13 protein-coding genes and 4 pseudogenes are annotated in these 23,916 nt (G+C 66.7%); 11 read left to right on the top strand and 6 right to left on the bottom strand.

All coding sequences use genetic code 11. The features are described from left to right. Window positions 1-83 precede the first annotated feature (83 nt). The 4 genes from ACZ5DS_RS04005 (at window position 84) to ACZ5DS_RS03990 (ending at window position 12,902) form a co-directional block, all read left to right on the top strand. A complete protein-coding gene (locus ACZ5DS_RS04005) occupies window positions 84-1,580 on the top strand; it encodes an MFS transporter (RefSeq protein WP_468233654.1) in 1,497 nt (498 codons plus the stop codon). Between the two features lie 415 nt (window positions 1,581-1,995). After that, window positions 1,996-5,640, top strand: coding sequence for a laminin G domain-containing protein (locus ACZ5DS_RS04000; protein WP_468233652.1), 3,645 nt, complete (start codon window positions 1,996-1,998; stop codon window positions 5,638-5,640). A 148-nt stretch (window positions 5,641-5,788) separates the two neighbouring features. Then, window positions 5,789-12,364: an RHS repeat-associated core domain-containing protein gene (locus ACZ5DS_RS03995; protein WP_468233650.1), complete on the top strand. Its 6,576-nt coding sequence runs from the start codon at window positions 5,789-5,791 to the stop codon at window positions 12,362-12,364. Between the two features lie 94 nt (window positions 12,365-12,458). Then, on the top strand, window positions 12,459-12,902 hold the full coding sequence (locus ACZ5DS_RS03990; RefSeq protein WP_468233648.1) for an SUKH-4 family immunity protein: 444 nt from the start codon (window positions 12,459-12,461) through the stop codon (window positions 12,900-12,902). Between the two features lie 93 nt (window positions 12,903-12,995). Here the strand turns inward: ACZ5DS_RS03990 and ACZ5DS_RS03985 are convergent, their stop codons facing one another. Both ACZ5DS_RS03985 and ACZ5DS_RS03980 read right to left on the bottom strand, forming a co-directional pair. Further along, window positions 12,996-13,415 (bottom strand): hypothetical protein, encoded by a 420-nt coding sequence (locus tag ACZ5DS_RS03985; RefSeq protein ID WP_468233646.1) that lies wholly within the window; start codon window positions 13,413-13,415, stop codon window positions 12,996-12,998. Between the two features lie 183 nt (window positions 13,416-13,598). Continuing rightward, window positions 13,599-16,026: pseudogene (locus tag ACZ5DS_RS03980) on the bottom strand (RHS repeat-associated core domain-containing protein); the annotation flags it as partial. 86 nt (window positions 16,027-16,112) lie between these two features. On the opposite strand from ACZ5DS_RS03980, the gene ACZ5DS_RS03975 reads away from it, so the two are divergent. The 4 genes and pseudogenes from ACZ5DS_RS03975 to ACZ5DS_RS03960 all read left to right on the top strand — a co-directional run. Further along, window positions 16,113-16,688, top strand: a complete 576-nt coding sequence (locus tag ACZ5DS_RS03975) for a hypothetical protein (protein ID WP_468233644.1) — start codon at window positions 16,113-16,115, stop codon at window positions 16,686-16,688. 84 nt (window positions 16,689-16,772) lie between these two features. Continuing rightward, complete coding sequence (locus ACZ5DS_RS03970) at window positions 16,773-18,287, top strand: RHS repeat domain-containing protein (RefSeq protein ID WP_468233642.1); 1,515 nt, start codon at window positions 16,773-16,775, stop codon at window positions 18,285-18,287. A 21-nt stretch (window positions 18,288-18,308) separates the two neighbouring features. Continuing rightward, window positions 18,309-18,626 carry a hypothetical protein gene (locus ACZ5DS_RS03965; RefSeq protein WP_468233640.1) on the top strand — a complete coding sequence of 106 codons (318 nt, stop codon included), beginning with the start codon at window positions 18,309-18,311 and terminating at the stop codon, window positions 18,624-18,626. A gap of 253 nt (window positions 18,627-18,879) precedes the next feature. Then, window positions 18,880-19,259, top strand: a pseudogene (locus tag ACZ5DS_RS03960) (RHS repeat-associated core domain-containing protein); the annotation flags it as partial. Between the two features lie 480 nt (window positions 19,260-19,739). Here ACZ5DS_RS03960 and ACZ5DS_RS03955 read toward each other — a convergent pair. The 4 genes and pseudogenes from ACZ5DS_RS03955 to ACZ5DS_RS03940 form a co-directional block, all read right to left on the bottom strand. Continuing rightward, window positions 19,740-20,808: pseudogene (locus ACZ5DS_RS03955) on the bottom strand (IS630 family transposase). A gap of 215 nt (window positions 20,809-21,023) precedes the next feature. Next, window positions 21,024-21,380, bottom strand: a complete 357-nt coding sequence (locus ACZ5DS_RS03950; protein WP_468233638.1) for a hypothetical protein — start codon at window positions 21,378-21,380, stop codon at window positions 21,024-21,026. Window positions 21,381-21,620: 240 nt separating this feature from the next. Next, window positions 21,621-21,812: a DUF397 domain-containing protein gene (locus tag ACZ5DS_RS03945; protein ID WP_468233636.1), complete on the bottom strand. Its 192-nt coding sequence runs from the start codon at window positions 21,810-21,812 to the stop codon at window positions 21,621-21,623. A 3-nt stretch (window positions 21,813-21,815) separates the two neighbouring features. Continuing rightward, a complete protein-coding gene (locus ACZ5DS_RS03940; protein WP_468233634.1) occupies window positions 21,816-22,703 on the bottom strand; it encodes a helix-turn-helix domain-containing protein in 888 nt (295 codons plus the stop codon). Window positions 22,704-22,893: 190 nt separating this feature from the next. On the opposite strand from ACZ5DS_RS03940, the pseudogene ACZ5DS_RS03935 reads away from it, so the two are divergent. The 3 genes and pseudogenes from ACZ5DS_RS03935 to ACZ5DS_RS03925 form a co-directional block, all read left to right on the top strand. Next, window positions 22,894-23,268, top strand: a pseudogene (locus ACZ5DS_RS03935) (ATP-binding protein); the annotation flags it as partial. 99 nt (window positions 23,269-23,367) lie between these two features. Then, complete coding sequence (locus ACZ5DS_RS03930; RefSeq protein ID WP_468233892.1) at window positions 23,368-23,616, top strand: hypothetical protein; 249 nt, start codon at window positions 23,368-23,370, stop codon at window positions 23,614-23,616. Next, window positions 23,613-23,855: a hypothetical protein gene (locus tag ACZ5DS_RS03925; protein WP_468233632.1), complete on the top strand. Its 243-nt coding sequence runs from the start codon at window positions 23,613-23,615 to the stop codon at window positions 23,853-23,855. Before ACZ5DS_RS03930 ends, ACZ5DS_RS03925 begins: the two co-directional genes overlap by 4 nt. Window positions 23,856-23,916 lie beyond the last annotated feature (61 nt).

Genomic DNA, 23,916 nt, shown 5'->3' with positions numbered 1-23,916 from the left:
GTTCCGTAGTGCGTACAGTGTGCGCATCGCTAGGAACGCTGTACGCATGACCGGAACGGTGTGCGCAAGGGGAGAGGGAAATCATGGAAAGCCGCAATCCGCGTCGTTGGTGGATCCTCGTCGTGCTCTGCCTGAGCACGCTGGTCCTGGTGATCGACAGCATGGCGCTCACCGTGGCGGTGCCCGCGATGACCGAGGACCTCGGCGCGAGCGCCCAGGACGTCCAGTGGATCCTCGACTCCTACGTCCTGGTCTTCGCCGGTCTGCTGCTCACCTCCGGCAGCCTCGGTGACCGCTTCGGCCGCCGGAAGGTGATGCTGATCGGCCTGCTGCTGTTCGGCGCGGCCTCACTGGCCGGCACGTTCGCCGCCGGTCCGGGCCAGGTGATCGCCGTGCGCGTGGCGATGGGCGTCGGCGGGGCGCTGATCATGCCGTCCACCCTCTCCATCCTCATCACCGTCTTCGACGAGGAGGAGCGCGGCAAGGCGATGGCGGCGTGGGGCTCGGTGTCGATGCTCGGCCTGGTCGGCAGCCCGGTGCTCGGCGGTGTGCTGGTGGACCACTTCTCCTGGCACTCGATCTTCTTCCTCAACGTCCCCGTGGTCGCGCTGGCCGTCCTCGCCGGTGTCACCCTGATGCCGGAGTCGAAGGCGCCGTGGCAGAAGGCCGACCCGCTGGGCGCGGTGCTGTCCGCGGCCGGGATGACCGCGCTGGTCTGGTGGATCATCGAGATCCCGCAGCACGGTGCCTTCGGCGGCCGTTCCGTGGTCAGCCTGACCGTCGCGGTCGTCACGCTCGCAGCCTTCGTGGTCCGGGAGAACGTGACCGCCTCCCCGATGGTCCCGCTGGTCCTCTTCAAGCACCGCAACTTCAGCGGCGGTTCGCTCTCCCTGGCCCTGGTCCAGATCGGCAACGGCGGCCTGCTGCTGGTCCTCACCCAGTACCTGCAGTTCGTCCTCGGCTACTCGCCCGTCAAGGCGGGCCTGGCCTTCCTGCCGCTGGCCGTGACCGCGCTCATCGGCAACACGGGCGGTGTGAAGCTGGCCGCGAAGATCGGCAACCGCTTCGTGATCCTGACCGGCATGCTGATCATGGTGGCCTGCTTCGCCCTGCTCACCACGGTCGACGCCGGCTCCGGCTTCACCGTCCCGGCGATCGCCCTCGGACTCCTCGGTCTCGGCGCCGGTGCGGCCATGCCGGCGGCGGTCGGCGCCCTGATGGGCACCATCCCGGCGGACAAGGCGGGCGTCGGCTCGGCCCTGAACGACACCGTCCAGCAGGCCGGCACCGCCCTCGGCATCGCGATCCTCGGCTCGCTGCTCTCCAGCGGCTACACCGACCGGATGCCCGCAAACGCCCCCGCCCCGGCCCGCCAGTCCATCGCCGGAGCCGTCGCGGCGACCCACCCGGGCCTGCTGCGCTCCGCCCGCGAAGCCTTCACCTCCTCGATGTCCACCACCTTCACGCTCAGCGCGGTCGGGGTTCTGGCGGCGGCGGTGCTGGCTACGGTGGTGATGCGGGACACCAAGCCGGAGCCGGCCGAGGAAACCCCGGCGCAGGATCCGGAGTTGGCGGCCTGACCGGAGCGCACAGCAGAGGGCCGGTGACCGGAAGGCACCGGCCCTCTCGGGTCACCCTTCCGAGAAGCATTGCGGGCAGGCCCCCCGCCTGGAGGCGCAAGTCTCATCGACCATCAATTTGAGACATTCTTGGCCACCTGAGCCCGACGAGGGTAGCTATCTATGCAGGTCAGCCTCTATTCGGACATATTTCCGTGACGTGGGTCACGTGACATTGACCTCGCACGGTAACCGGATCTTTACTTTCCAGGTCTTTTACAAGATCCATACATGGGGGGATTCGGTGAAGCCTGAGCGGGCTGGCGTGACGCTGGCGCGGAGGGCACGAAGAGCGCGCACCTGCCTTTGGAGTGGTGGCGCGGCTGCGCTCGTGCTGTCAGTGCTGCCCGGGTTGCCTGCTGTGGCAGCCCTTCCGATGTCGACGACCGCTGCGGCGGATACCGGAGCGGTGGACGAAGCCACCGCTTCCGCTCAGGCCCAGGCGTCTGGTGAGCCGGTGGAGGTGACGGCGGACCGTACCGAGTACTCCACGACCAAGGCGAACCCGGACGGCTCGTTCACGCTGACGCAGTCCACGACACCTCAGCGAGTGAAGGAAGACGACGGCGGTTGGGGTGCGGTCGATCCAATCCTGGAACGCCGTGCGGATGGCCGGGTCGCTCCCAAGGGTGCTGTGGTGAACTTGTCGTTCTCCGGCGGCGGTTCGGGATCGGACATGATCCGTCTGGGCAAGGACGGACGGTCGATCACCCTGGGCTGGCCGGGGAGCCTGCCGGAGCCGACTGTGGATGGTGCAACGGCGACTTATGTGAACGTGTTTGACGGTGTGGACCTGCAGCTGACGGCCACTGCCGAGAGCTACCGGGAAGTCCTGGTCGTCAAGACGCCCGAGGCGGCGCAGAACCCCGCCCTGGAGCAGGTCAAGCTCACCGCGTCTGGGGATGGTCTGTCCGTGGTGCCGGGCGCCGGCGGGGGCTTGCGGGCCGTCGACGACGACGGCAACGCGGTGTTCCGCGGCCCGGCGGGCCAGATGTGGGACTCTGCCGGTGACGGTGAGTCAGGCCCGCAGACGCAGTTGATGCGCACCGACACCCCCGTGTCCGCGGACGGTCAGACGCAGGACGACCCATCGCAGCCGGGGGAAGGCGATACCACCGCCGTGCTGCCGGTCAAGGTCGATGACGGCACGGTCGCCGTGCACCCCGACCTGGAGCTGCTGCGCGGCAAGGACACCGTCTACCCCGTCTACATCGACCCGTCGGTCGGACTGGGGGTCTCGGAGCGCACGAAGCTGTCTTCCGACGGCGACAAGTTCTGGATGTTCGACGGCGACAAGGGCGTCGGCAAGTGCGGGACGGCAGACGGCTACTACTGCGGCGGCGGCTACGTCGACCGCATGTACTTCGAGTTCGCCCCGACCAAGCTGGTCGGCAAATACGTGCTGGATGCCACCTTCCGGGCCCATGAGACGTGGTCGTTCAACTGCGACCCGCACTGGGTGGACCTGGAGCGCACCGACAACATCTCCGAGGGCACCAGTTGGCCAGGGCCCAAGCAGCTGGACCAGATGGGCGACCGCTACGTTGCTGCGGGGCGCGGGAGCCTGTGCAGTCCCGACCAGCCGGATGCCTGGATCGAGTTCAACGACAACCCGGATGAGTCGGACGAGAACCTGAAGAGCACCGTCCGCTCCTTCGCGGACGGCAAGATCAGCCGGCTCACCCTGATGCTGCGTGCCAAGGACGAGAGCGACCCGCGTGCCTGGAAGCGGTTCGACGACAACGCCGAGCTCTCGGTGGACTTCGCGTACAAGCCGGGCGTGCCCACCGATGTGGGGGTCATTCCCGGCTTGGGAACGACGGCCTACTGCAACAAGTACTCGTCGAACCCGCTCGTGGCGACGATCAAGACTCCGACGATCCAGGCCCGTGTGCAGACGCAGGTTGAGGCGCATAAGGGCGATCAGGAAGGTGCGCTGCAGGCCGAGTACGTCGTCGAGCGTGGTGATGATGCGGCCTGGCATCAGGTGTGGACCGGATACAGACCCGACTCGGGCTGGGACCCCGACGGGACGCTGGAGAAGATGGCCACCAGCGACCGCGCCGACGGAGGCCTGTACCGCTACCGGGCCCGTACCCAGTCGCACTGGTCCTATCACGGCACGAGTGGTGACCTGTGGTCCTCGTACAGCCCCTGGTGCTACTTCAAGATCGATTCGTCGGCGCCGAAGGCACCACGGATCACCCCCGGCTCTCCGTACACCGCCTGCACGGCGAACGCGTGTGAGGGCAAGGGCGGCCCCGGTATTGCCGGATCGTTCACCTTCCAGCCCAACACCGCCGACATCGACAGCGCCGGCCACACCGACATCACGGCCTACGAGTACAAGCTGTTGTCCACGCCCGCGAAGACGGTCTCAGGGACCCTGAAGGCCGAGGTGAAGGACGTGATCCCGCCTCTGTCGGGCACGCAGGTACTGTCGGTGCGGGCTAAGGACGTCTACCAACGGTGGGGAACGCCGCAGGAGTTCGTCTTCAAGGTGGCACCCGCGAAAGGTGCGGTGGGCCGCTGGCACTTCGACACGTTCCCCAACTCGGGCAGCAGCACGGCCACGGACACAGCAACCGAGGGCATCCGCCATGATGCGGCCGTGGCTTCGCCGGGAACGGCATGGTCGGTTCGTGGCCGCCGTGGCGCGTCGGACTATTCGCTGCGTCTGAACGACGGCACCGCCGACCCTGCCCAGCAGATCGGGTATGCGTCCACCGGCACTCCGGTGCTCGATACGCGCGAGTCGTTCACCGTCTCGGCCTGGGTGCAGCTGGCGAATGCTTCTGCCAACCGCGTGGTGCTGTCCGAGCCCGGAACCAACGGCAGCTCGTTCGCCCTGTACTACTCGGCCTCCTACAAGAAGTGGGTGTTCAACCGGACGGACAGGGACCAGACCGGCCCCGTCTACATCCGTTCGCTGGCGGACCATGACGACCCGCCGCTGAACGTGTGGACTCACGTGGCAGGCGTGTTCAAGACGGAAGGCGACGACAACCTTCCCGACAACGATCCGACCAACGACACCATCCAGCTGTTCATCAACGGACAGCCCCAGGGACAGCCGGTCGTCCTGTCCCAGGCGGCAGCCACCTACACCCCGTGGGCTGCCACCGGTGGCCTGCAGTTCGGCCGCAGCCTCGCCAACGGCAAGTACAACGACTACTACTTCGGCCTCATCGACGAGACTGCGGTATGGCAGCAAGCGCTGCAGCCGGCGCAGGTCGCCGACGAGGCCCGGCTGCGCGAGGACGGGGTGCGTGCCAATGAGCTGGTGGCTCAGTGGGACGCCACCTCGGCCAAGGGCAGCGAGATTGCGGAGAACACGGAGTATCCGGTTGCGTCGATGAAGCTGGCGCCCGCTGGCAGCACGGTGAACGAGGAGGACAACGCCCTGTTCCTGGACGGCAACAGCCAGTACGCCGCCTCCACGGGTCCGGTGGTCGATGAAACGGGATCGTTCACTGTCTCCGCCAGTGTCCGCCTGGACGCACAGGCACTGAAGGCGAAACCTGTCGGCTACACGGCCCGGGTGGCAGCACAGAGCATGGGCGGCGAATCCTCTTGGGCCCTGTGGGTGGTCAAGCCCGCCGCGGACACCTACCTGTGGAAGTTCACGCGCACCGCGGTGGACGCGGCTGGCAAGGTGACCCAGAACGCGGAAGTGCCCGCAGGCGATGTGGCCGTCACCGACTCGTGGGTGCAGATCACCGGCGTGTTCGATGCCCAGGAGGACTGGGAGTGGACCGATCCCTCCGACGCCACCAAGACCGAGACCCGCTACGGCAAGCTTCATCTGTACGTCGGTGAAATCGATCAGCCGTCCGATGGCGCGGCCACCTTCACCACACCGCAGCAGGGCAGTGGCGAGCTGAGCCTGGGGCGCGGCACCACTACCGGCAGCACCGGTGACTACCTGCTCGGTGGCCTGCAGGGCTTGAGGATCTGGACGGGAGCCATGACGTACGACCAGGTGCACTCCCAGGTTGTGGACAGCCCCGACAGCGTCTGAGGAAGCGCCATGACGGGCGGCCCGCTCACTGAGCGGGCCGCCCGGGCAGCCATACCCCGCGCCCCTCAGCTTCCTTGCTCTGCATCTTTCGTTCCCAACGGCACGCGCCCGGCCCGCAACCCCGTGCGCCTCGTAGGAAGAACCCATCATGAATCCCTTTGGCATACCCAGACCTCCAGCAGGTCGCGGGCCCGAGCCCAGAAAACGCTGGTCGCGGCGTATCGCCGCAGCAACCGGCCTGGCACTCCTGCCGGGGCTGCTGACTCCCGTAGCGTTTGCCGCGGACACCGACCCGCTGGGACGTCCGCACCTCAAGGCCCCGCACGCCACCAAGGTCAGCCCCTTCACCGCCAAGGTGAACAAGAAGGCCGCAGCCGAGGTTAAGAAGGCCGCCGAGGCCGACCGGATGGCAGCCGCCCGGGCCCGCCACGACCAGCAGCGCAAAGTCACGTGGCCGAAGGCCGGCAAGGCATCGGTGAGCGTCCCCCGCAAGGGAAGCCACCACGCCAAGGCCGGTTCGCTGCCCGTCACCGTCGCCACACCCGGCAAGGGAAAGGCGGCCGACTCCGTCGCTGTCGAGGTCCTGGACCAGAAGGCGGCCGCCAAGCTCGGCGTCAAGGGCGTGATCCTCAAGCTCACCGGGCCGGATGCCGCTGGCAAGGCCCGGCTCGGCATCGACTACTCGGCCTTCGCCTCCGCCTACGGCGGTGACTGGGCCGGGCGCCTTCAACTGATGCGCCTGCCCGACTGCGCTCTGAAGGACCCGTCAGCCGCGAAGTGCCGCAAGCGCGTCGAGCTGGATTCGGTCAACAACCGCGAGAAGGACAGCATCGCAGCTCCGGTCAGCTTCGCCTCCGGTGGGCAGACGATGATGCTCGCCCTGGCAGCGGGCGCCAAGTCCGGCGCCGGCACCTACAAGGCGACGCCGCTGTCCTCTTCCTCGACCTGGGAGGCGGGAGGCTCGTCCGGTTCGTTCACCTGGTCGTACCCGCTGCGTGTGCCGCCCGCGGCGGCAGGTCCCCAGCCGGATTTGTCGATCTCGTACGACTCCGGTGCCGTCGACGGTCAGACGGCGAACTCGAACAACCAGGGAAGCCAGGTCGGCACGGGCTTCGACCTCACCTCGTCCTACATCGAGCGCAAGTACGGCTCCTGCGACGACGACGGCCAGGACGGCAAGTTCGACCTGTGCTGGAAGTACGACAACGCCTCGCTCGTCCTCAACGGCAAGGCCACCGAACTCGTCAAGGACGACGAGACGGGCACATGGCGGCTGAAAGACGACGACGCCTCCACCGTCACGCACTCCACCGGTGCCGACAACGGTGATGAAGGCTCGACCGGCCTCGACGGTGACGGGGAGTACTGGTCGGTCGTCACGGGTGACGGCACGAAGTACGTCTTCGGCCTGAACAAGCTCGACGGTGCTGGAGCCGACGATCGCACCAACTCGGTGTGGACCGTTCCTGTCTTCGGTGACGACCCCGTCGAGCCCGGCTTCACGGGCGGCGACACTTTCGCCGACCGCGCGAAGATGCAGGCCTGGCGGTGGAACCTCGACTATGTCGAGGACACCCACGGCAACGCCATGTCGTACTGGTACACCGCTGAGCACAACAACTACGACAAGCTCGGCGACGACAACACCGGCACCGACTACGTCCGCGGCGGCTACCTGAAGGAGATCCGCTACGGCCAGCGCTCCGACTCCCTCTTCTCCGGTTCTCCGGCCGCGTCCGACAAGGTGGTCTTCAGCTACGCCGAGCGCTGCCTGGCGTCCGGCACGGGCTGTGACTCACTGACCGAGGACACGCGGGACAACTGGCCGGACGTGCCGTTCGACGCGATCTGCAAGGACGGCGACAAGTGCACCGGCAACGTCGGGCCGACGTTCTTCACCCGCAAGCGGCTGACGGCGATCACCACGTACGCGTGGAACGCGGCGGCTGCCACGCCCGCCTTCGAGCCCGTCGACGCCTGGTCGCTCAAGCAGCTGTACCTCGACCCGGGTGACACCGGTGATTCCACCGACCAGTCGCTGTGGCTGGATGAGATCAAGCACACCGGCAAGCGCGGAACGGACCTGTCGCTGGATCCGGTCAAGTTCAGCCATGTGATGCTGCCCAACCGCGTGGACGGCACCGACAACATCCTGCCGTTGGACAAGCCCCGCCTGAAGACCGTCACGTCCGAGACCGGTGCCCAGACGATCGTCACCTACTTGGACGCCGACTGCACCGCGGCCGGCACCAAGCCGAAGCTGGACGAGAACACCAAGCGCTGCTACCCGGTGTACTGGTCACCCAACGGCGAGAAGGACCCGATCCTCGACTGGTTCCAGAAGTACCCGGTCACGGCGGTGTCCACCACCGACCCCTTCGGCGGCTCGGAGGCGGTGCAGCACAGCTACCAGTACACAGGTGGTGGTGCCTGGCACTACGACGAGGACCCGCTGACCCCGGCCAAGGAGCGCACCTGGTCCATCTGGCGTGGCTACCAGCAGGTCACCCACCTCACCGGCGTCTCCGACGGTACGCAGAGCAAGGAGGTCTCCGTCTACCTGCGCGGCATGAACGGCGACCGCGTGCTCGGCTCGGACGGCAAGACCCCGGACCCCGACCAGCGCAAGACCGTCGAGGTCACCGGCATCAAGGCCGACAAGATCACCGACTCGGAGCAGTACGCGGGCTTCACCCGCGAGTCCGTCACGTATGACGGCGACACCGAAGTCGGCGGATCCGTCAGCGACCCGTGGTCGAAGCGGACGGCGACGCAGCACAAGTCGTACGCGGACACCGAGGCGTACTACGTGCGCACCGCTGCCACCCACGCCCGCACCAACATCACCAGCAAGCTCACACCGTACGACCGCGTGCACACGGTGAAGACGACCTACGACGACTACGGCATGGCCGAGACCGTCGAGGACGAGGGCGACGACTCGGTCACCGGCGACGAGAAGTGCAGCCGCACCTGGCACGCCCGCAACAGCGCCAAGGGAATCAACTCCCTCGTCTCCCGCACCCGCACGGTCGCGGCCATCTGCGCGACCACGGACAGCTCGCTCGACTTGCCGGCCGATTCCAAGCGTGCCGGCGATGTCATCTCCGATACCGCCACTGTCTACGACGACACCGCAGCCACCACATGGTCGGCCTCGCAGACGCCGACCAAGGGTGAGGCCACCTGGACCGGCCGGGCCAAGGGGTATGGCAGTGACGGCACTCCGGCGTGGCAGAAGGTCGCCAAGACCACGTACGACATCCTCGGGCGTCCGCTGATCGTCGAGAACACCAACGGCCTGGCCGTCGCGTCGACCGCCTACACGCCGCCGACCACAGGTCCGCTGACGTCGACGGCAGTCAGCGACGCCAAGACGTACAAGACCACCACGGCCCTCGACTTCGCGACCGGCGCGACGCTGAAGGTCACCGACCCCAACAACAAGGTCACCGAGAGCGAGTACGACAGCCTCGGCCGCATCACCAAACTGTGGCTGCCCAACCGCAACAAGCTGCTGGGCAAGACCCCGAACTACGTCTACGCCTACAACGTCACCAGCTCGGGCATGTCCTGGGTCTCCACCGGGACCCTCAAGAATGACGGCTCCGGCTACAACACCTCTTACGAGTTCTACGACTCCCTGCTGCGCTCGCGCCAGACCCAGGCGCCCACCCCGCAGGGCGGCCGACTCATCTCCCTGACCCTCTACGACGCACGAGGCCTCGCGGTCAGCCAGCAGGGCGACATCTGGGACAGCACGTCACTGCCCAGTTCGACGGCCGCGGAGATCTCCGGAGGCCAGGCACCGATCCAGACCGACACCACCTACAACGGGGCAGGACGGCCGACGAAGGCGGTGACGAAGGTCCACGGCGTCACCCGCTGGACGACCGACACCACCTACACCGGCGACACCGTCGCCACCACCGCCCCGGCCGGCGGCCAGGCGAGTGCCGTGGTCAACAACGCGCTGGGCCAGACGACGCAGCGCCGCGAGTACGCGGGCTCCACGCCCACCGGCACGAGCTACACCACCACCGACTACACGTACACACGCTCCGGCCAGCAGGAGACGGTCACCGGCCCTGACCAGACCAAGTGGTCGTACACCTACGACCTCTTCGGTCGGCAGGTCACGGCGACCGACCCCGACAAGGGCAAGAGCAGCAGCGAGTACAACGACCTCGACCAGGTCGTCAGCACAACCCCGAACGACGACGCCTCGAAGAAGCTGCTGTACGAGTACGACGACCTGGGCCGCAAGAAGGGCATGTGGCAGGTCGACAAGACCGACGCCAACAAGCTCGCCGCCTGGGGCTTCGACGCGGTGGCCAAGGGCCAGCAGGACACCGCCACCCGATACGAAGGCGGCGCCAGCGGCCCGGACAGCAAGGCCTACACCCAGAAGGTCACCGCCTTCGACGCGATGTACCACGTGACCGGTAGCGATCTGGTTCTGCCGGACACCGAGTCCCTGGTCTCCGGCGGCTACGTGAACAACAAGCTGTCGTTCAGCACGGGCTACAACCTGGACGGCACGATCAGCCAGTACTCCGCACCGGCGGTGGGCGGCCTGGCGGCCGAAGGGGTCTCCTACACCTTCGGAGCCCTGGGGCAGCAGCTCACCGCGACGGGCACGACCGGCTACCTGCAGGGTGCCGCATTCTCCCCGCAGGGCGACCTGCGGCAGCTCACCCTGGGCAAGGACGGGGCGTCCTCGGCGAAGAAGGCGTACCTGAACTGGGACTATGAGGAGGGCACGCGTCGCCTGACCCGTTCCTTCGTCACGGACGACGTGCACGGCTACATGCCGCAGGAGCTGAAGTTCACCCAGGACGACGCCGGCAACGTCACCTCGATCTTCGACGCCACCACCCAGGGCGGCACGGCCAAGGCCGACTACCAGTGCTTCGCCTACGACGGCAACCGCCGCATGACCGAAGCCTGGACCCCGAAGACCGCAGACTGCGCGACCTCCGGCCGCACGGTCTCCAACCTCGACGGCGCAGCCCCGTACTGGACCTCGTACACCTACACGGGCGCAGGCCAGCGCAAGACGGAGAGCCAGCACACGACGTCGGGTGACAAGACCACGACGTACACCTACAACGACACCACGGACACCAAGCCGCACACCCTGGACAGGACGACCGGCACCCGCACCAGCACCTACACCTACGACAAGAGCGGCAACACCACCTCACGCCCCGGCCCGACAGCCCAGCAGACGCTGGCCTGGAACACCGAGGGCGACCTGTCCAAACTCACCGAGAGCACGAAGGAGACCAGCTACCTCTACGACGCCAACGGCGAACTCCTGATCCGCCGCGCCAAGGGAGACGGCGAAACCGTCCTCTACCTCGGTGCCGGCACAGAACTCCACCTGACCACCAAGGGCACCACGAAGACCACGTCCGGCACCCGCTACTACACAGCGAACGGCCAGACGATCGCCGTCCGCACGGCAACGTCCGGCGTCTCCGGCACAAAGCTCAGCTTCCTGGCCGCCGACCACCACGGCACCTCCAGCATCGCCCTCGACGCGAGCACGTACGCAGTCACCAAGCGCTACAGCACCCCCTTCGGCGCCCCACGAGGCACGAAGCCGACGTCCTGGCCCGACGACAAGTCCTTCCTCGGCAAGCCGGCCGATGACGCGACCGGCCTGACACATGTGGGCGCCCGCGAATACGACCCGCTCACCGGCCAGTTCGCGAGCGTCGACCCCGTGCTCGACCTGGCCGACCCGCAATCACTCAACGGCTACGCCTACGCCGGCAACAGCCCCGTCACGTTCAGCGACCCCACCGGCCTGTGGCTCGACGACGGCACCGGCCACAACGAACCCCGCACCGACGGCGGCCCGGCCGGCCCGGCCAGTCCCACACCCGGCCGTTGGGGTGGTGGAGGAGCAGGCCCCGGCGGATGCTACTGGTCCTGCAAAGGCCACGGTGGCGGCGGCAGCAGTGACGGAACCTCGCACACAACCAGCACCGGAAACACGGATCCAGGTCCGCGTTACCAGTGCAGCGGAATGGGTCTCACCGAGATTTGCAAGCCAATAACAGGCCCTGGTGACTCTCGTACGGACGTAGGAAACTACCTGTCCAGCCTTGCGAATAGTAGCGACTTCTGGGGAGGTCTCGCCCAAACCTTTTTTGGAGGACTCAGCGAAACAGGCGGTGTCATCCTTGTCGGATCCGGCGTAGTCGAATGCGGCACCGGAGTTCTGTGTGAGGCGGGCATCCCATCGATCGCCGCCGGAAGCGGGGGCGTCATCTTCGGTAAGAAGATGCTCGACTCCGGCTCAGACAAGCTCGGCCGAGCTTTCCGTGAAGCGGATGGCACTACAGCGGGGGAGGGAAAAGGAACAGCCTCCCAAATCGCCTACGGAGAAAATGACCTCAGCAGATCTGTGCAGTTGCAGCGGCTGATCGATAAAAACAAAGCGAATAACTACGGTGCGGCCCGCCTGGAGGACGGCACTATTCTCGTGGGCCGTTCGAGCAAGGGTGAGCATGCAGAGGAGAACCTGATTCGTCAGGCGAATGGGCGGAAGATCGTCGATCTGTATAGTGAACTGGAACCCTGTGCGAACAAATGTGCAAACAAGGTCAAGGACATGAATGTCACATGGACCTGGGCATGGAATGGCGTTGACCGGGCTGCTTCTAAGGCGGCAATGAAGGAAGGCATCGACGCTCTTTTCAACTCTCCGTAACGCGTAAGCGTAGTTTCTCGCAGCGGGCGGCCGGGGTAGACTGGCCACCCGCTGCGCGACTTGAGGGGAAATTATGTCTTGTGATGGTCTGAGAATGATGGACGTAGCGCTACCTGAGGCGCCCTCGCTCGGAACCCTGCACGTGCCAGTGGAGGCGGTCTACGAAGTATTTAAGCCCGTACAGCCTCCGCAAGTGGTGCATATGGGAGACCATCGTTTCGTGCGTTTTGGAGTTACTGGCGCGTCCGGCAGCCTCATGGTCGATATTGCATCCGGGCATGTGGTAGAAACACATGACGGATCTTGCGTCAACTATGTCAACGAGTCCTTGGCTGCATTCGTCGACTGTTTGCAGTTTTTCTCATCTTTGATCTCGAGTGAGATGGAAGATGAGGAGGTGGATGAAAGTGAGGACCCGGATGAGGACTTGGCGCGTAAGCTGGAAGTGTATATTCAAGCGATCGACTCTCGCGCTTATGGAGAGAACAGCTTCTGGTATGAACTCAGGTGGAGTGTTTCCCTAGGAGACTTCCATTGAGAGGTTTTCAACCTGAAATTGCAGGCCGCAGGGCTGGCGGGCTTGAGATTTCGGTCGCACCTGCAGCACGTGCGGGAGCAGACCGCGCGATCCTCAGCGCCCGCCCTGCGACCATTCGCTGAGGATCTGGGCCTTTCGGTCGAACTCCCGGTCCATGAAGGACATCGGGGCACGCAGCATCGTGTGGCGTCCGTCGACGGTGTGCACGGCGACGCGGCTGACACCCAGGCTGCGCCGGACCTCCAGTCGCATGATGTCCGTCCGGGGAATCCGGCGACGCCGGTCGCCCCGGAAGACGAGAGCCTCCTCGGTGAGGCTCACCCCGTGGCCCCGGTACGCAAGCGCGACGACTGCACCGGCCACGGCGGCCGTCAGGAGGAGCTGCCTCAGTTCACCGATGCCCATCGGATCACTGGTGAAGGCAAGGCCGAGGTACAGGAGCGCCGTGGCGGTCAGGGAGCCCAGAAGGATGGGAAGGACCAGCTGGAGAGTCCCGAGCTTGAACGAGAACACTTCGGTCTCCGGCCGATCGGCGGGGGACGGATCTGAGAGATTCAAGGCGATCGCCGATTTCGTAAAAGGAATTTTTGCGGTCGAATCCGGCGGTGTCGGCGGCGCCGCTTGAGCGCCACCGACACCCCCGGGTCAGCGAAGGACGTTCACAGACCGGCCTACTTCTTACGGTACTTGTTCTTCTTACTCACGTTGCCGGGCGCCGCCCAGCCGTAGCCCCCCCCAGCCGACGGTGGCTCCGAAGGTCCAGGTGAAGCAGCCGTTCCGCGCTGCGGCGGCGTTGATGTTGTGTACCGCCCGCCAGGTGTAGGCCCAGGCGAGGGCCACACAGGCGCCTACGGCGACGGGGTGGGGGATCCGAGAGCACAGGTACGCCTCGGTCCCGGCGGCCACGGCTCCGCCCACAGTGCCGACGTCCTCCTTCAGCACCTGGGTGTGGAACCGCGTCACATAGAACTTGCACTTGAACGTGTAGCCCGACCAACCCCAGTCGGTACTGCACTTGCGCACGTACCCGATACGACCGGAGAGATCGTACTGGTTCCCTGGGTCCTGGTTGGCGTAGTCGTACGCGGTCGCCGAACCCCCGTACACCGGGTCGGTCTGGAGGAAGTGGCCCGACTCCGGGTTGTACAGGCGTACGCCCATCAGGATGTCACCGGTCACCGTCTCGCTGGAGCGCTGGCTGCCGCCGAGCCACCCGTAGCGCGTGGCCGTCTGGCCGGTGCGCGGGTTACCGAACTCGTCGTTGTCGAGCGCGACCGGCGTCTTCGAGGCGTCCAGCGGGAGCAGCAGGGCCACGTCCCCGTGGAGGTTGGTGAGGTTCAGGACGATGTCGCCGGTCTTGCTCGTCGTGGCGGCGAGGCTGCCCGTGGCGGACGTGACGTTGCGGGTCACGGTGCCGGCCGTGGTGTCCTCGACGATCCAGCGGGGGCTGTCCGAGTCGTCGCCGTAGTGGTTGACCTTGGCCGCGGTCTGGGTCCAGGTGCCTGCGCTGCCGGTCTCCACCGTCCACGTGTGCAGGCGCCCGGCCGGGTCGAGCTTCCAGGTCTGTCTGCCGGTGCCGGCGGTCTGTCGGTACACGAGGTCGTTGGCGTAGTAGTCGAAGGTGCTCCCCGACTGTGCCGTGGTGCGGCCGAACGCGTCATAGGTGGTGCCGGAGTCGGCGACCCGGTCGGCGCTGTCGTAGCCGGTGGTTGTGGTGGTGCCTCCCGTGGTCGGGCAGTCGGCGCCGGGGGTGCCGGACGCCGTGGTGAGCGACTTGCGGTTGCTGCGCTCGTCGTAGGTGTAGTCGCGACGGGTGCAGACGGTGGCCGCGGTGTCCTGGACGGTGCTGAGCCGGCCGGCCGCGTCATAGCCGTAGGTCTGGTCGGACCAGCCGGCGTGCGTGGTGACCTGGCCGTGGACCGACTCGGTCACGGTGTCCGAGTAGACCATGGCGGAGTCGCTGTCGCGGGTGTAGGTCCGCTTGACGGCCGCTCCGGTCGTGTCCTTGCTCTGCTCGAGGGTATAGCCGCCGGGCAGCTTCTCGGCGCTGACGGTGCCGTCGGCGTCGTAGGTGGGCTGGAAGGATCCCGCGACGGAGTCGGTGATCTTGGTGGCGAGTCCTCGGGCGTCGGTCGTGTCGTCGTAGGTGTAGGTGACGGTCGACGGGACGCTGTCCGTGACCTTGACCGGCCGGTCGAGCAGGTCGTACTCGGTCGTGGTGGTGCCGTTCTCGGCGTCCTTGTACGACATCTGCCGGCCGAGCTTGTCGAAGGTGCGGGTGAGGGTAGTGCCCGTGCTCGACACCGTCTTGACGGGTCTGCCCGTGGCGGTGTCGTACTCGGTGGTGGTGTCCGGCACCGCCTGGCCCACTCCGCCGGCGACCGTGACCTTGGACTGGCGTCCGGCGGCGTCGTACGTCGTGGTGGTCACCTTGGCCGGATGGCCCCACCAGTCGTACTCGGTCGTGGTGGTGGGCAGGCCGGTGGGGTTGGAGCCCCCGCCGGTGATCGCGCCGGCCGCGCCGGTGCGGCAGACCAGGTCGGCCCACTCGGGGCGGCCTTCAGAGTCGCCGGTGCCGGTGGCGGACCAGTAGGTGGTGACCTGGGTACCCGCGTCGGTGCCGGTGGCGCCGGGCTGGATCTGCTTGGTCACCCGGCCCTGTGCGTCGTACTCCTTCTTGGCAGTGATGGCGAGGCCGCTCGGGTCCTCGACCGTCTTGGTGGCGACTCCCTTGGTCCAGTCGTACACGGTCTGCCTGGTGCGGGTCTCGCCCTGGACCGTGGGGTGTTCGCGGACCTGGACGCCGGTGGTGGACTGAGTGATCCGAGTCGAACTCGTTGGTCTCCCAGCTGCGCGCCGTCACGGAGGTACCGGCCGTCGCGAGCGTGGTGGAACCGGACTTCAGGTTCTGCGTGAGGTCCACGCGGTGCAGCGGCCCGAGCTCCTCCAACTGACGGACGCCCTTGCTGTCGAACACCCAGCGGGTGGAGAGGAGTTCGGCGCGCTCGTCGCTGCTGAGGCCCGCGATGCCGAGCTCGGCCTGGGCCGCCGTGGCGGCGCTGGTGAGCCCCAGGGCGATGGCGCGGTTGGACGCGGTCAGCTCCCGGATCGTGTTGCCGAACCGGTGCAGCAGTCATCAGCTACTGGGCGGAGTTTCTCCTGCCGCGCGACACCGTCGAGTGTGGCGATCCGCGCGACCGGGTCAGCGGCGTGTGTGGGCTGCGGTTCCGTTCGGGCAGCGGCGGCGTCCACCTCTACCGGCCGGGACACCCCGCCCGCGTGCTGCTGACCGGTTTCCCCGCCCGTTGGTGGGGCCGCGCCGCCCAGCGGGTGCAGCGCAACTACACGGCACTGTTCACCTGCCCCGCCTGGACTCCCGTTGAACGAGCCGCGTACACCGCCCTGCGCGCCACCAGGATGGAACCACCGCTCATCGGGTCCTCGCTGCTGCGGCGCATCCACGCGACGGCCGGCCCCGGGCCGGTCAACAGCACCGACGCGTGGACCACCCTGGGCGGAATCCGTCTGGAGACCACGGACGGTCTGCCATGCGACGAGCTGATCGCACTGTTCACCGATGGCCCGTGCGTTCTGGGCTGGCAGCTGGAAAGCAAGTACTGCGCCTGCGACCACGACTTGAAGGAACGACTCGGCTGCATGGTCGACTTCCGGCTGCCCGGCACCGAGCGATACGTCTACTACTCGAACCTGCGCTGGGGCCGCACTATGGACGCCCGGCACCGCAAGCTGCTGGCGGAGGAGAACCGGACGGCGTTCACCGACTGAGCCCCGGACAACCGGAGGCTGGTGTGCCGGGTCGCCTGACGTGGCAGGAGATCCAGGTGCCGTACGGTCTCTGTGCAAGCAAGCGTGCGCGGCCCGACAGCCCAGCAGACGCTGGCCTGGAACACCGAGGGCGACCTGTCCAAACTCACCGAGAGCACGAAGGAGACCAGCTACCTCTACGACGCGGGCGGCGAACTCCTGATCCGCCGGGCCAAGGGCGACGGCGACACGATCCTCTACCTGGGCGCCGGCACGGAACTGCACCTGACCACTAAGGGCAACACGAAGACCGCGTCCGGCACCCGCTACTACACGGCGAACGGCCAGACGATCGCGGTCCGCACCGCCACCTCCGGGGTGTCGGACACAAAGCTCAGCTTCCTGGCCGCCGACCAGCACGGCACGTCCAGCATTGCCCTCGACGCGAGCACGTACGCGGTCACCAAGCGCTACACCACGCCCTTCGGCGCCCCACGGGGCACGAAGCCGACGTCCTGGCCCGACGACAAGTCCTTCCCCGGCAAGCCGGCCGATGACGCGACCGGCCTGACACATGTGGGGGCCCGTGAATACGACCCGGTGACCGGCGCGTTCCTCAGCGTCGACCCACTTCTCAACCTGCAGGAACACCAGTCCCTCAACGGCTACGCCTACAGCGACAACAACCCCGCCACCCTCGCCGACCCGGCCGGCGTCGACCCCTGCGGTGGACTCAAGTGCGGCCACGAAGGCGACAAGTGCAGCGATCCCGACATCTACTGCGGCGCCTCCAAGTCGGACGGCACAGCCGACACTTCCGGTGACTGGTTCGGCGGCGGCAGCAGTGACGGAACCTCGCACACAACCAGCTCCGGGAACACAAGCGGTGGCGCGGTCAAGAAGGGCCCCGGTGACCCCGACAAGGGATGTCGTTCCTGGGGGTTTCTGTCCGGAGTTTGCTCCGCTGTCGGAGAGACCTTCTACGGGACGGTCAGTAACGTCCCGCACGCGGTCGAATATGCAGGCTGGATTTGGGACGGGGACTGTTGGGGAGATGGTGGTCCCGGAACACCTGGCTGCGACTACGGAACCCAGTTCGACAACTTCATTGCAAGCCAGGGCTTCGACACCAACAGCGACTACTATCGTGTGCCCACGGCGCTGGCAGCGATCTTCGGAACTCGCGAAGGTGGACTGCCCAGGCCTGGGCCGAGGAGAATACCGATGGGCTTCGCAAACGCGGCGGAGTTCGAGCAATTCGGGGGAGTGCTACATGCCGGGCTACAAGATGCGGGGATCGAAGGCGTGACGGCCGTATTCCAGGGGAGCTCGGTGACCGGAAAGAGTTACCGGACCGGTAGGCCATTCGGTTCGCATAGCGACTTCGATGTAGCGCTTGCCGGTGAAGGTCTTCTGGAGCGGGCCAAGGGGGCTGGTATTCCCCTCCGGTCTGGAGGTACGCGCACTGGGCCTCTGAAGGGTGCAGACCTGGAGAAGATGGGGCTGGGAGGCTTGAGAAGCAGCCTTTCTGAGTCGGCCGACCGGGAGGTCAATTTTATGATCTACCGCTCGGTCAAGGACGCCACATCGCGCGCTCCGAGTATCATCGTCAAGCCGTGAAGGACGTATAGAGGAGAGACTGTGGCGGCGCGCTTTACATTGTTCGGAGCCAAGGGGTTGAGTGTTTCTCATGTTGCCCAGTTGGTAGGCGAGGCACTGCGGATTCGGCTTGATCTGCGAGAGAGCTCCTACAAGGGTGGAAACTATTTCCTCCACCGGATTTCGGGCGGCATGGAAATCTCCGTTGAGGGGAATGTGTGCGATGAAGACGGGGTTCCCGTGGAACCAGAATTCCCCGATTACATCGCGCTCATCTATCTAAACTACAGCAACCCTTCTGTGGAAGGAAAGTTGTCGGAGATTGAGGAGCTGGATCTCCTTCGGACCGAAGTAGTCTGATCACCTGGTGGGGCCTGCGGAATTGCAGGCCCCACCACGGTCCTCTGGACCGCCTCTATATGTCCTGCGGCTGCTGATCGCCCTCGAAGAGACCGATGCCACCCTGCGGTAGCTGGCCCGCTATTGGGACAAGACCCGCGAATCCGGCAACCCGAAGACGTCCCCGGCGATCGACGCGCTCAACGAGATCCTCTTCATTGGCCGCTCGGCATACACATGCTCCTGGCCGCGCAGTCCGCGACTGTCCAGTCCTGCACGCGGCCAGACGATCGCGGTCCGCACCGCCACCTCCGGGGTCTCCGGTACGAAGCTCAGCTTCCTGACCGGCGACCACCACGGCACCTCCAGCATCGCCCTGGACGCGACCACATACGCAGTCACCAAGCGTTACAGCACGCCGTTCGGCGCCCCGCGGGCACCAAGCCGGCGTCCTGGCTGGACGACAAGACGTTCCTGGGCGAGCCGGCCGACGACACGACCGGCCTGACACACGTCGGGGCCCGCGAATACGACCCCACCATCGGCCAGTTCATCAGCGTCGACCCGGTCCTGTCGGTCGACCAGCACCAGTCCCTCAACGGCTACGGCTACGCCGGCAACACACCCGTCACCCAAGCCGACCCGACCGGCCTGTGTATGGCAATGCGTGCGGCGTCGGCGTCCCCAAGGGCGACGGCTCGGGCGAGATCATCACGGAGGTCCACTACAACAAGACCGGCACGTCGCACACCAACAGCACCGGCCACACCAGCAGCGGCACGGGCCTGCAGTGCTCTGGAACCGGTCTCACCACGTATTGCACGTCGGCAGCGGATCCAGGCCCCGGTGACTCCAGCATGGACGTGGGCAACTACCTGTCCAGCCCTGCGACTTCTGGTCTGGCCTTGCCCAAACCTTTGTTGGAGCAGTCAGCGACACCGGCGGTGTCATCCTAGGCACATCGGGCGTAGTCGAATACAGCACCGCCGTCCTTTGCCCAGTGGGCCCCCCGTCGATTGCCGCAGGAACCGGAAGCGTCGTATTTGGCCAGTGGATCTTGACTCAGGCTCGGACAAGCTCGGCCGGGCTTTCCGCGAAGCGGATGGCGCCGCTAGAGATCTTTAACGGCTGAGGTTATGGCGGTTGGAGGTCGAGCCCGGTCTTGGTGATGAGGCCCTGGATGAGGCGGGCGCGGTACTGCATGCGTTTCAGCCGTGTCTTCACCAACGCGGTGAGCTGGTCGAGGCTGTGTTTGGTGAGGTTGGCCAGCGACCTCTTCAGACGCGACCACACACCCTCGACGGGGTTGAGCTCGGGAGCGTACGGCGGCAGCTGGTAGACGGTCAGCCATAATCGGGCGGCGATCAGCCCGCGCATGGTGTGGCTGACGTGCGTGTTCAGGTTGTCCCACACCAGCACGACGGGGCCACCGAGCTGCTGGTGTGCGGCGTCCAGGAGACGTGCGTAGTCGGCCTCGGTGAAGCCCTTGCGGGCCCTTGGCGGGACCGTGGTCGAGGTGGATGCGGTAGATCAGCCGCGGCCGGTGGCCGGTCTTGGTGCAGATCAGCGCGGCCATGGAGACGCGCTTGGTGCCCTGGGCGGTGACCCGCACGATCGGGGTGTGGCCTCGGCGGCCCCAGGTGCGGCCCTTGGGCGGCCTCAGGCCCTGGCCAGCTTCGTCCTCGAAGCAGAGCCAGGCGCCCAGGTCCGCCGCCCTCTTTTTGCGACGGGCCACTGCTCGTCCTTCCAGGCGGCGATCTTGACCTCGTCCCGCTCGGTGGCCTTGCGGGAGGGGGCCTGCACGCTCCAGCCGATGCGGTGTAGCAGCAGGTCCAGCCCGGCCAGGGTGTACTTGACACCGAACCGGCGGCGCACGATCTCGGCGATCCGGGCCAGCGTCCAGCACTGGTCAGGCCAGCCGGAGACGGGCCGGACCGGCATCCAACACCGCCTCCAGAACGTGGAGTTGTCCCGCGTCGAGCTTGCAGCGCGCGCCGCCGGGGCCCTTGGAAGTCAGGGCCTGACGTCCGCCCCATGCCAGCGCCCGCCGCCAGCGGTTCGCCGACATCCGGGTCACCCTGAACCGTCGGGCCACCTCCCGGTCGCTGGCCCCGGCTTCGATCAGGTCAGCGGCCGCGAGCCGGACTTGCTCGCGCCGAGCCCGTTCCTCGGCCGTCAGTCCACCGCCATCGGGATACCTCATCCTCCTGGCATAGCGCGGACGACAGCCGTCACGACCCCACGTAACCCGCACCCTTAAAGATCTCTAGAGGGTGTCTGAAAAGCCGGTGAGCGGTCTGACGCTGCGAGGCGGTGCAAGCAGGGCCATGGCCAGATAGATGGGGTTCTCCGAGTTGACGCGCTGGAATTCGTAGTCCTCCGAGAGGCGGCGGCAGTGCCCGAGCCAGGCAAAACCGCTCAGCCATAGGCCGCCGCGCTCGCAGCCGGCCCGCAGCGCCCGCTGACTGGCTTTTCAGACACCCTCCAGCCGCCCGACAGCTCTTCCGTCGCCGCGAGTATCGCAGGGTCTGCCGGAGCGCGGCTCTGACGTCGTATGTCGGCCATGTGCGTCGTGAAGGCCTCATGGGCCGTGTGGAAGAGGCCCGGATCGACCGTCGCGTACACGCCGGTGATGGACAGGCAGGCCGGGGCATTGGCGGGCATCTCGTCCGTGTAGCCGCTCGTCAGCGGAGAGCCGAGGATCGCGATGCCGAGGGTCTCGCCGGCCTGCTGGATGGTGTTGTTCAGGGCCGAGCCGGCACCCGCCTTGTCCATCGGATGGTGCCCATCAGGGCGTCGGCTGAGGCCGCCAGGCTCAGTACGATTGCCCGCTAGTGCCAGATCAAGGCCGAGTTCATCACCTGGCTGTTGCCCACGGCCCAGCAGACCGCGATCGGCCTCGGCAACCTCGACGCCGCATGCGCTGGACCGCCGGTGCCCTGACCCGCAGCACGAAGCCAAGTTCGTTCACGGCTTGGACGACGTACTCGATGGACCGTCCCAGCCCCAGCCGCGTCAGACCAGGCCCGGATCGCTTGCCAGCGCTTCTTGGAAGGCTGACCAAGCTGCGGGGGTGACGTGGAGGCACCGGCCGCCGAGGTTCTTGGAGTCGCGTATGGCGACGGTGGTGGGGATGTTGGTGGCGACCTCGACGCACTCGGCCTTGTCGTCGCTGTAGCTGGATTTGTGGTATTCGAACGCAGGCACGACTCACGGCTCCTTACATAGGTTGAGGAGGAACGAGGCTGAATCTCGTTCGTTCAGGGAGCGCTCGGCGATCCTCTCGAACAACTCATCGTAGGCGGCTGCGGCCTCTCCGCCCTCCACCCACCGCTCGGCGAAGGGTGCTTCGACGTACACGACGTCCATGGCGCCGGGCTCGGCGAACGAGAGGATGTTGAACGAGCCGTGCAGGCCCGGGTGTGTGCCAGCGCTGAAAGGGAAGACGCGGAAGCTGACGGTTGGCAGGTCGGCCAGCCTCAGGAGTTCCTCGATCTGCTCCTTGGCCGTCGCCACGCCGCCGGGGAAGTTGCGGAGGGCTGCTTCGTAGATGACAACCCGCAGTGAGAGCAGCGGTTCCTCGGAGAGGCGTCGCCGACGGGCGATTCTCGCCGCGACAAACTCCTCGTCTGACTTCGGGTTCTCGGTCGCCCGTGCTGCCGAGTTCGCCCGCAAGCCTCGTACGTACTCCGGCGTTTGAAGGAGGCCTGGAACGAACGCCGGCTGCCAAGCCCTGATCACGGTTGCAGCGCTCTCCAAGGCGATGTATTCCTGCATGACACCGGGAATGCTGTAGTCGTCCCACCAGCCCTTGGCCTTGCGGCGCTCACGGTCGACCCGGGCCAGCTCCAGGAGGCCTCCGACCGTTCCGGGGTCGTGAACTCCGTATAGCTCGCACAGCGCCCGGATGTCAGGGTCCCGTACGGGGACCCAACCGCCTTCCATCTTCGCGACCTTCGTCGTGGATGCCGTCAGCGCCTTGGCCGCGTGGGTCTGGGTGCGGCCGGCCGCCGTACGCAACTTGGCGAGTTCGCCGCCCAGTCGGCGCCCCAGGACAGTGGACGTGCTGTTGCCCTGCGTCGGCCGGATCGCTGTCACGTTGCCCCCTCTGGCTGTTGGTGCGCCGTCAGTCTGGCGTGATGGCGGACCTGCCGCAAAACCTGATCGGAGGAATTTATCCAAGAGGAACTTGCGTGCAATCCGACTGGGCCCCTACTGTCGGTGACGAACCGATTGCACAGCGGCGCCAGTTGCTGGCGCTGCCCACCCCTGCCCGGAGGTGAGCGACATGGTCGCCCCCGAAGAGCCCGAAGTCCTCCTCCACTACGACCGTCTCGACTACACCCCGCTCCCCAAGAGCGTCACTCTTGCCCGTCGACGGGCCCAGCGGCTCATCACCGACTGGGGGTACCCGGAACTGGCGGCCGACACCGCCCTGTTGGTCTCGGAGCTGGGCGGCAACGCCGTACTGCACGGCTGTCTCCGTGGCCGACTCTTCCGCATCGAACTCGCCTTGACCGAGCGGGCCGTACGGGTGTCCGTCTCCGACCCGAATGGCGAGTTACTGCCCAGCCCGCGTGACGCGAGGAAGGATGAGCCGTTCGGCCGAGGGTTGCTCATCGTGCGCGAGGTCGCCGACCGGTGGGGCGTGGAGGAGCTGGCCGTCGGCAAGTCCGTGTGGTGCGAGCTCGATGTCGCCCCTCGGGTCGTAATCCCCGATTACGGTGGCGGCAGCGCACCCCCGCCACCAAGGAGGACGACCATGGCCGAACCGCTCAAGACCTTCGTCAGCGGCGTCGAGGTCGAGGTCCCCAACAGCATCCCCGACATCCGCGCAGCTCTCCCCGAGGAGCGGCGCGAGGAGTTCGACCAGGCCATCAACGAGGCCGGGGTGCACGACATCCATGCGGTCATGCGGCACTGGATGCTCGAATCCGTTCCCGACCCGGAGGCGGACGCGCTGCTTCAGAGGCTCGCGGCGGACGAGGCCGAGAGGCGGGGCGTCGCTTGAGCTACCGCATCACCTACGCCCCGCCCGCCGACGACACCCTGGCCAAGATGCGGAACGCCGATGCGTTCAGGGAGGCGATGGCGGGCACCATCGGCCGGGACCCGTACGGGCACGGGTCGACCGCCGTCAGGGGTGAACGCGATCGACGCGAAGCCACGGTCCTCGGTGCCATCGCGCTCTACTACGTCTCCGGATCCGTGCTGACCGTCACCGTGGTCAGGCTCGTTCCAGCACTCTGACCGGTGGCCGGCAGTGGTCGGAGCGCGAGGCGGCCGCCCCGGTTCCAGTCAACCGGGGCGG

This window comes from Streptomyces sp. NPDC031100, from assembly GCF_055570785.1.
This window is presented reverse-complemented; position numbering and strand designations above follow the sequence as displayed.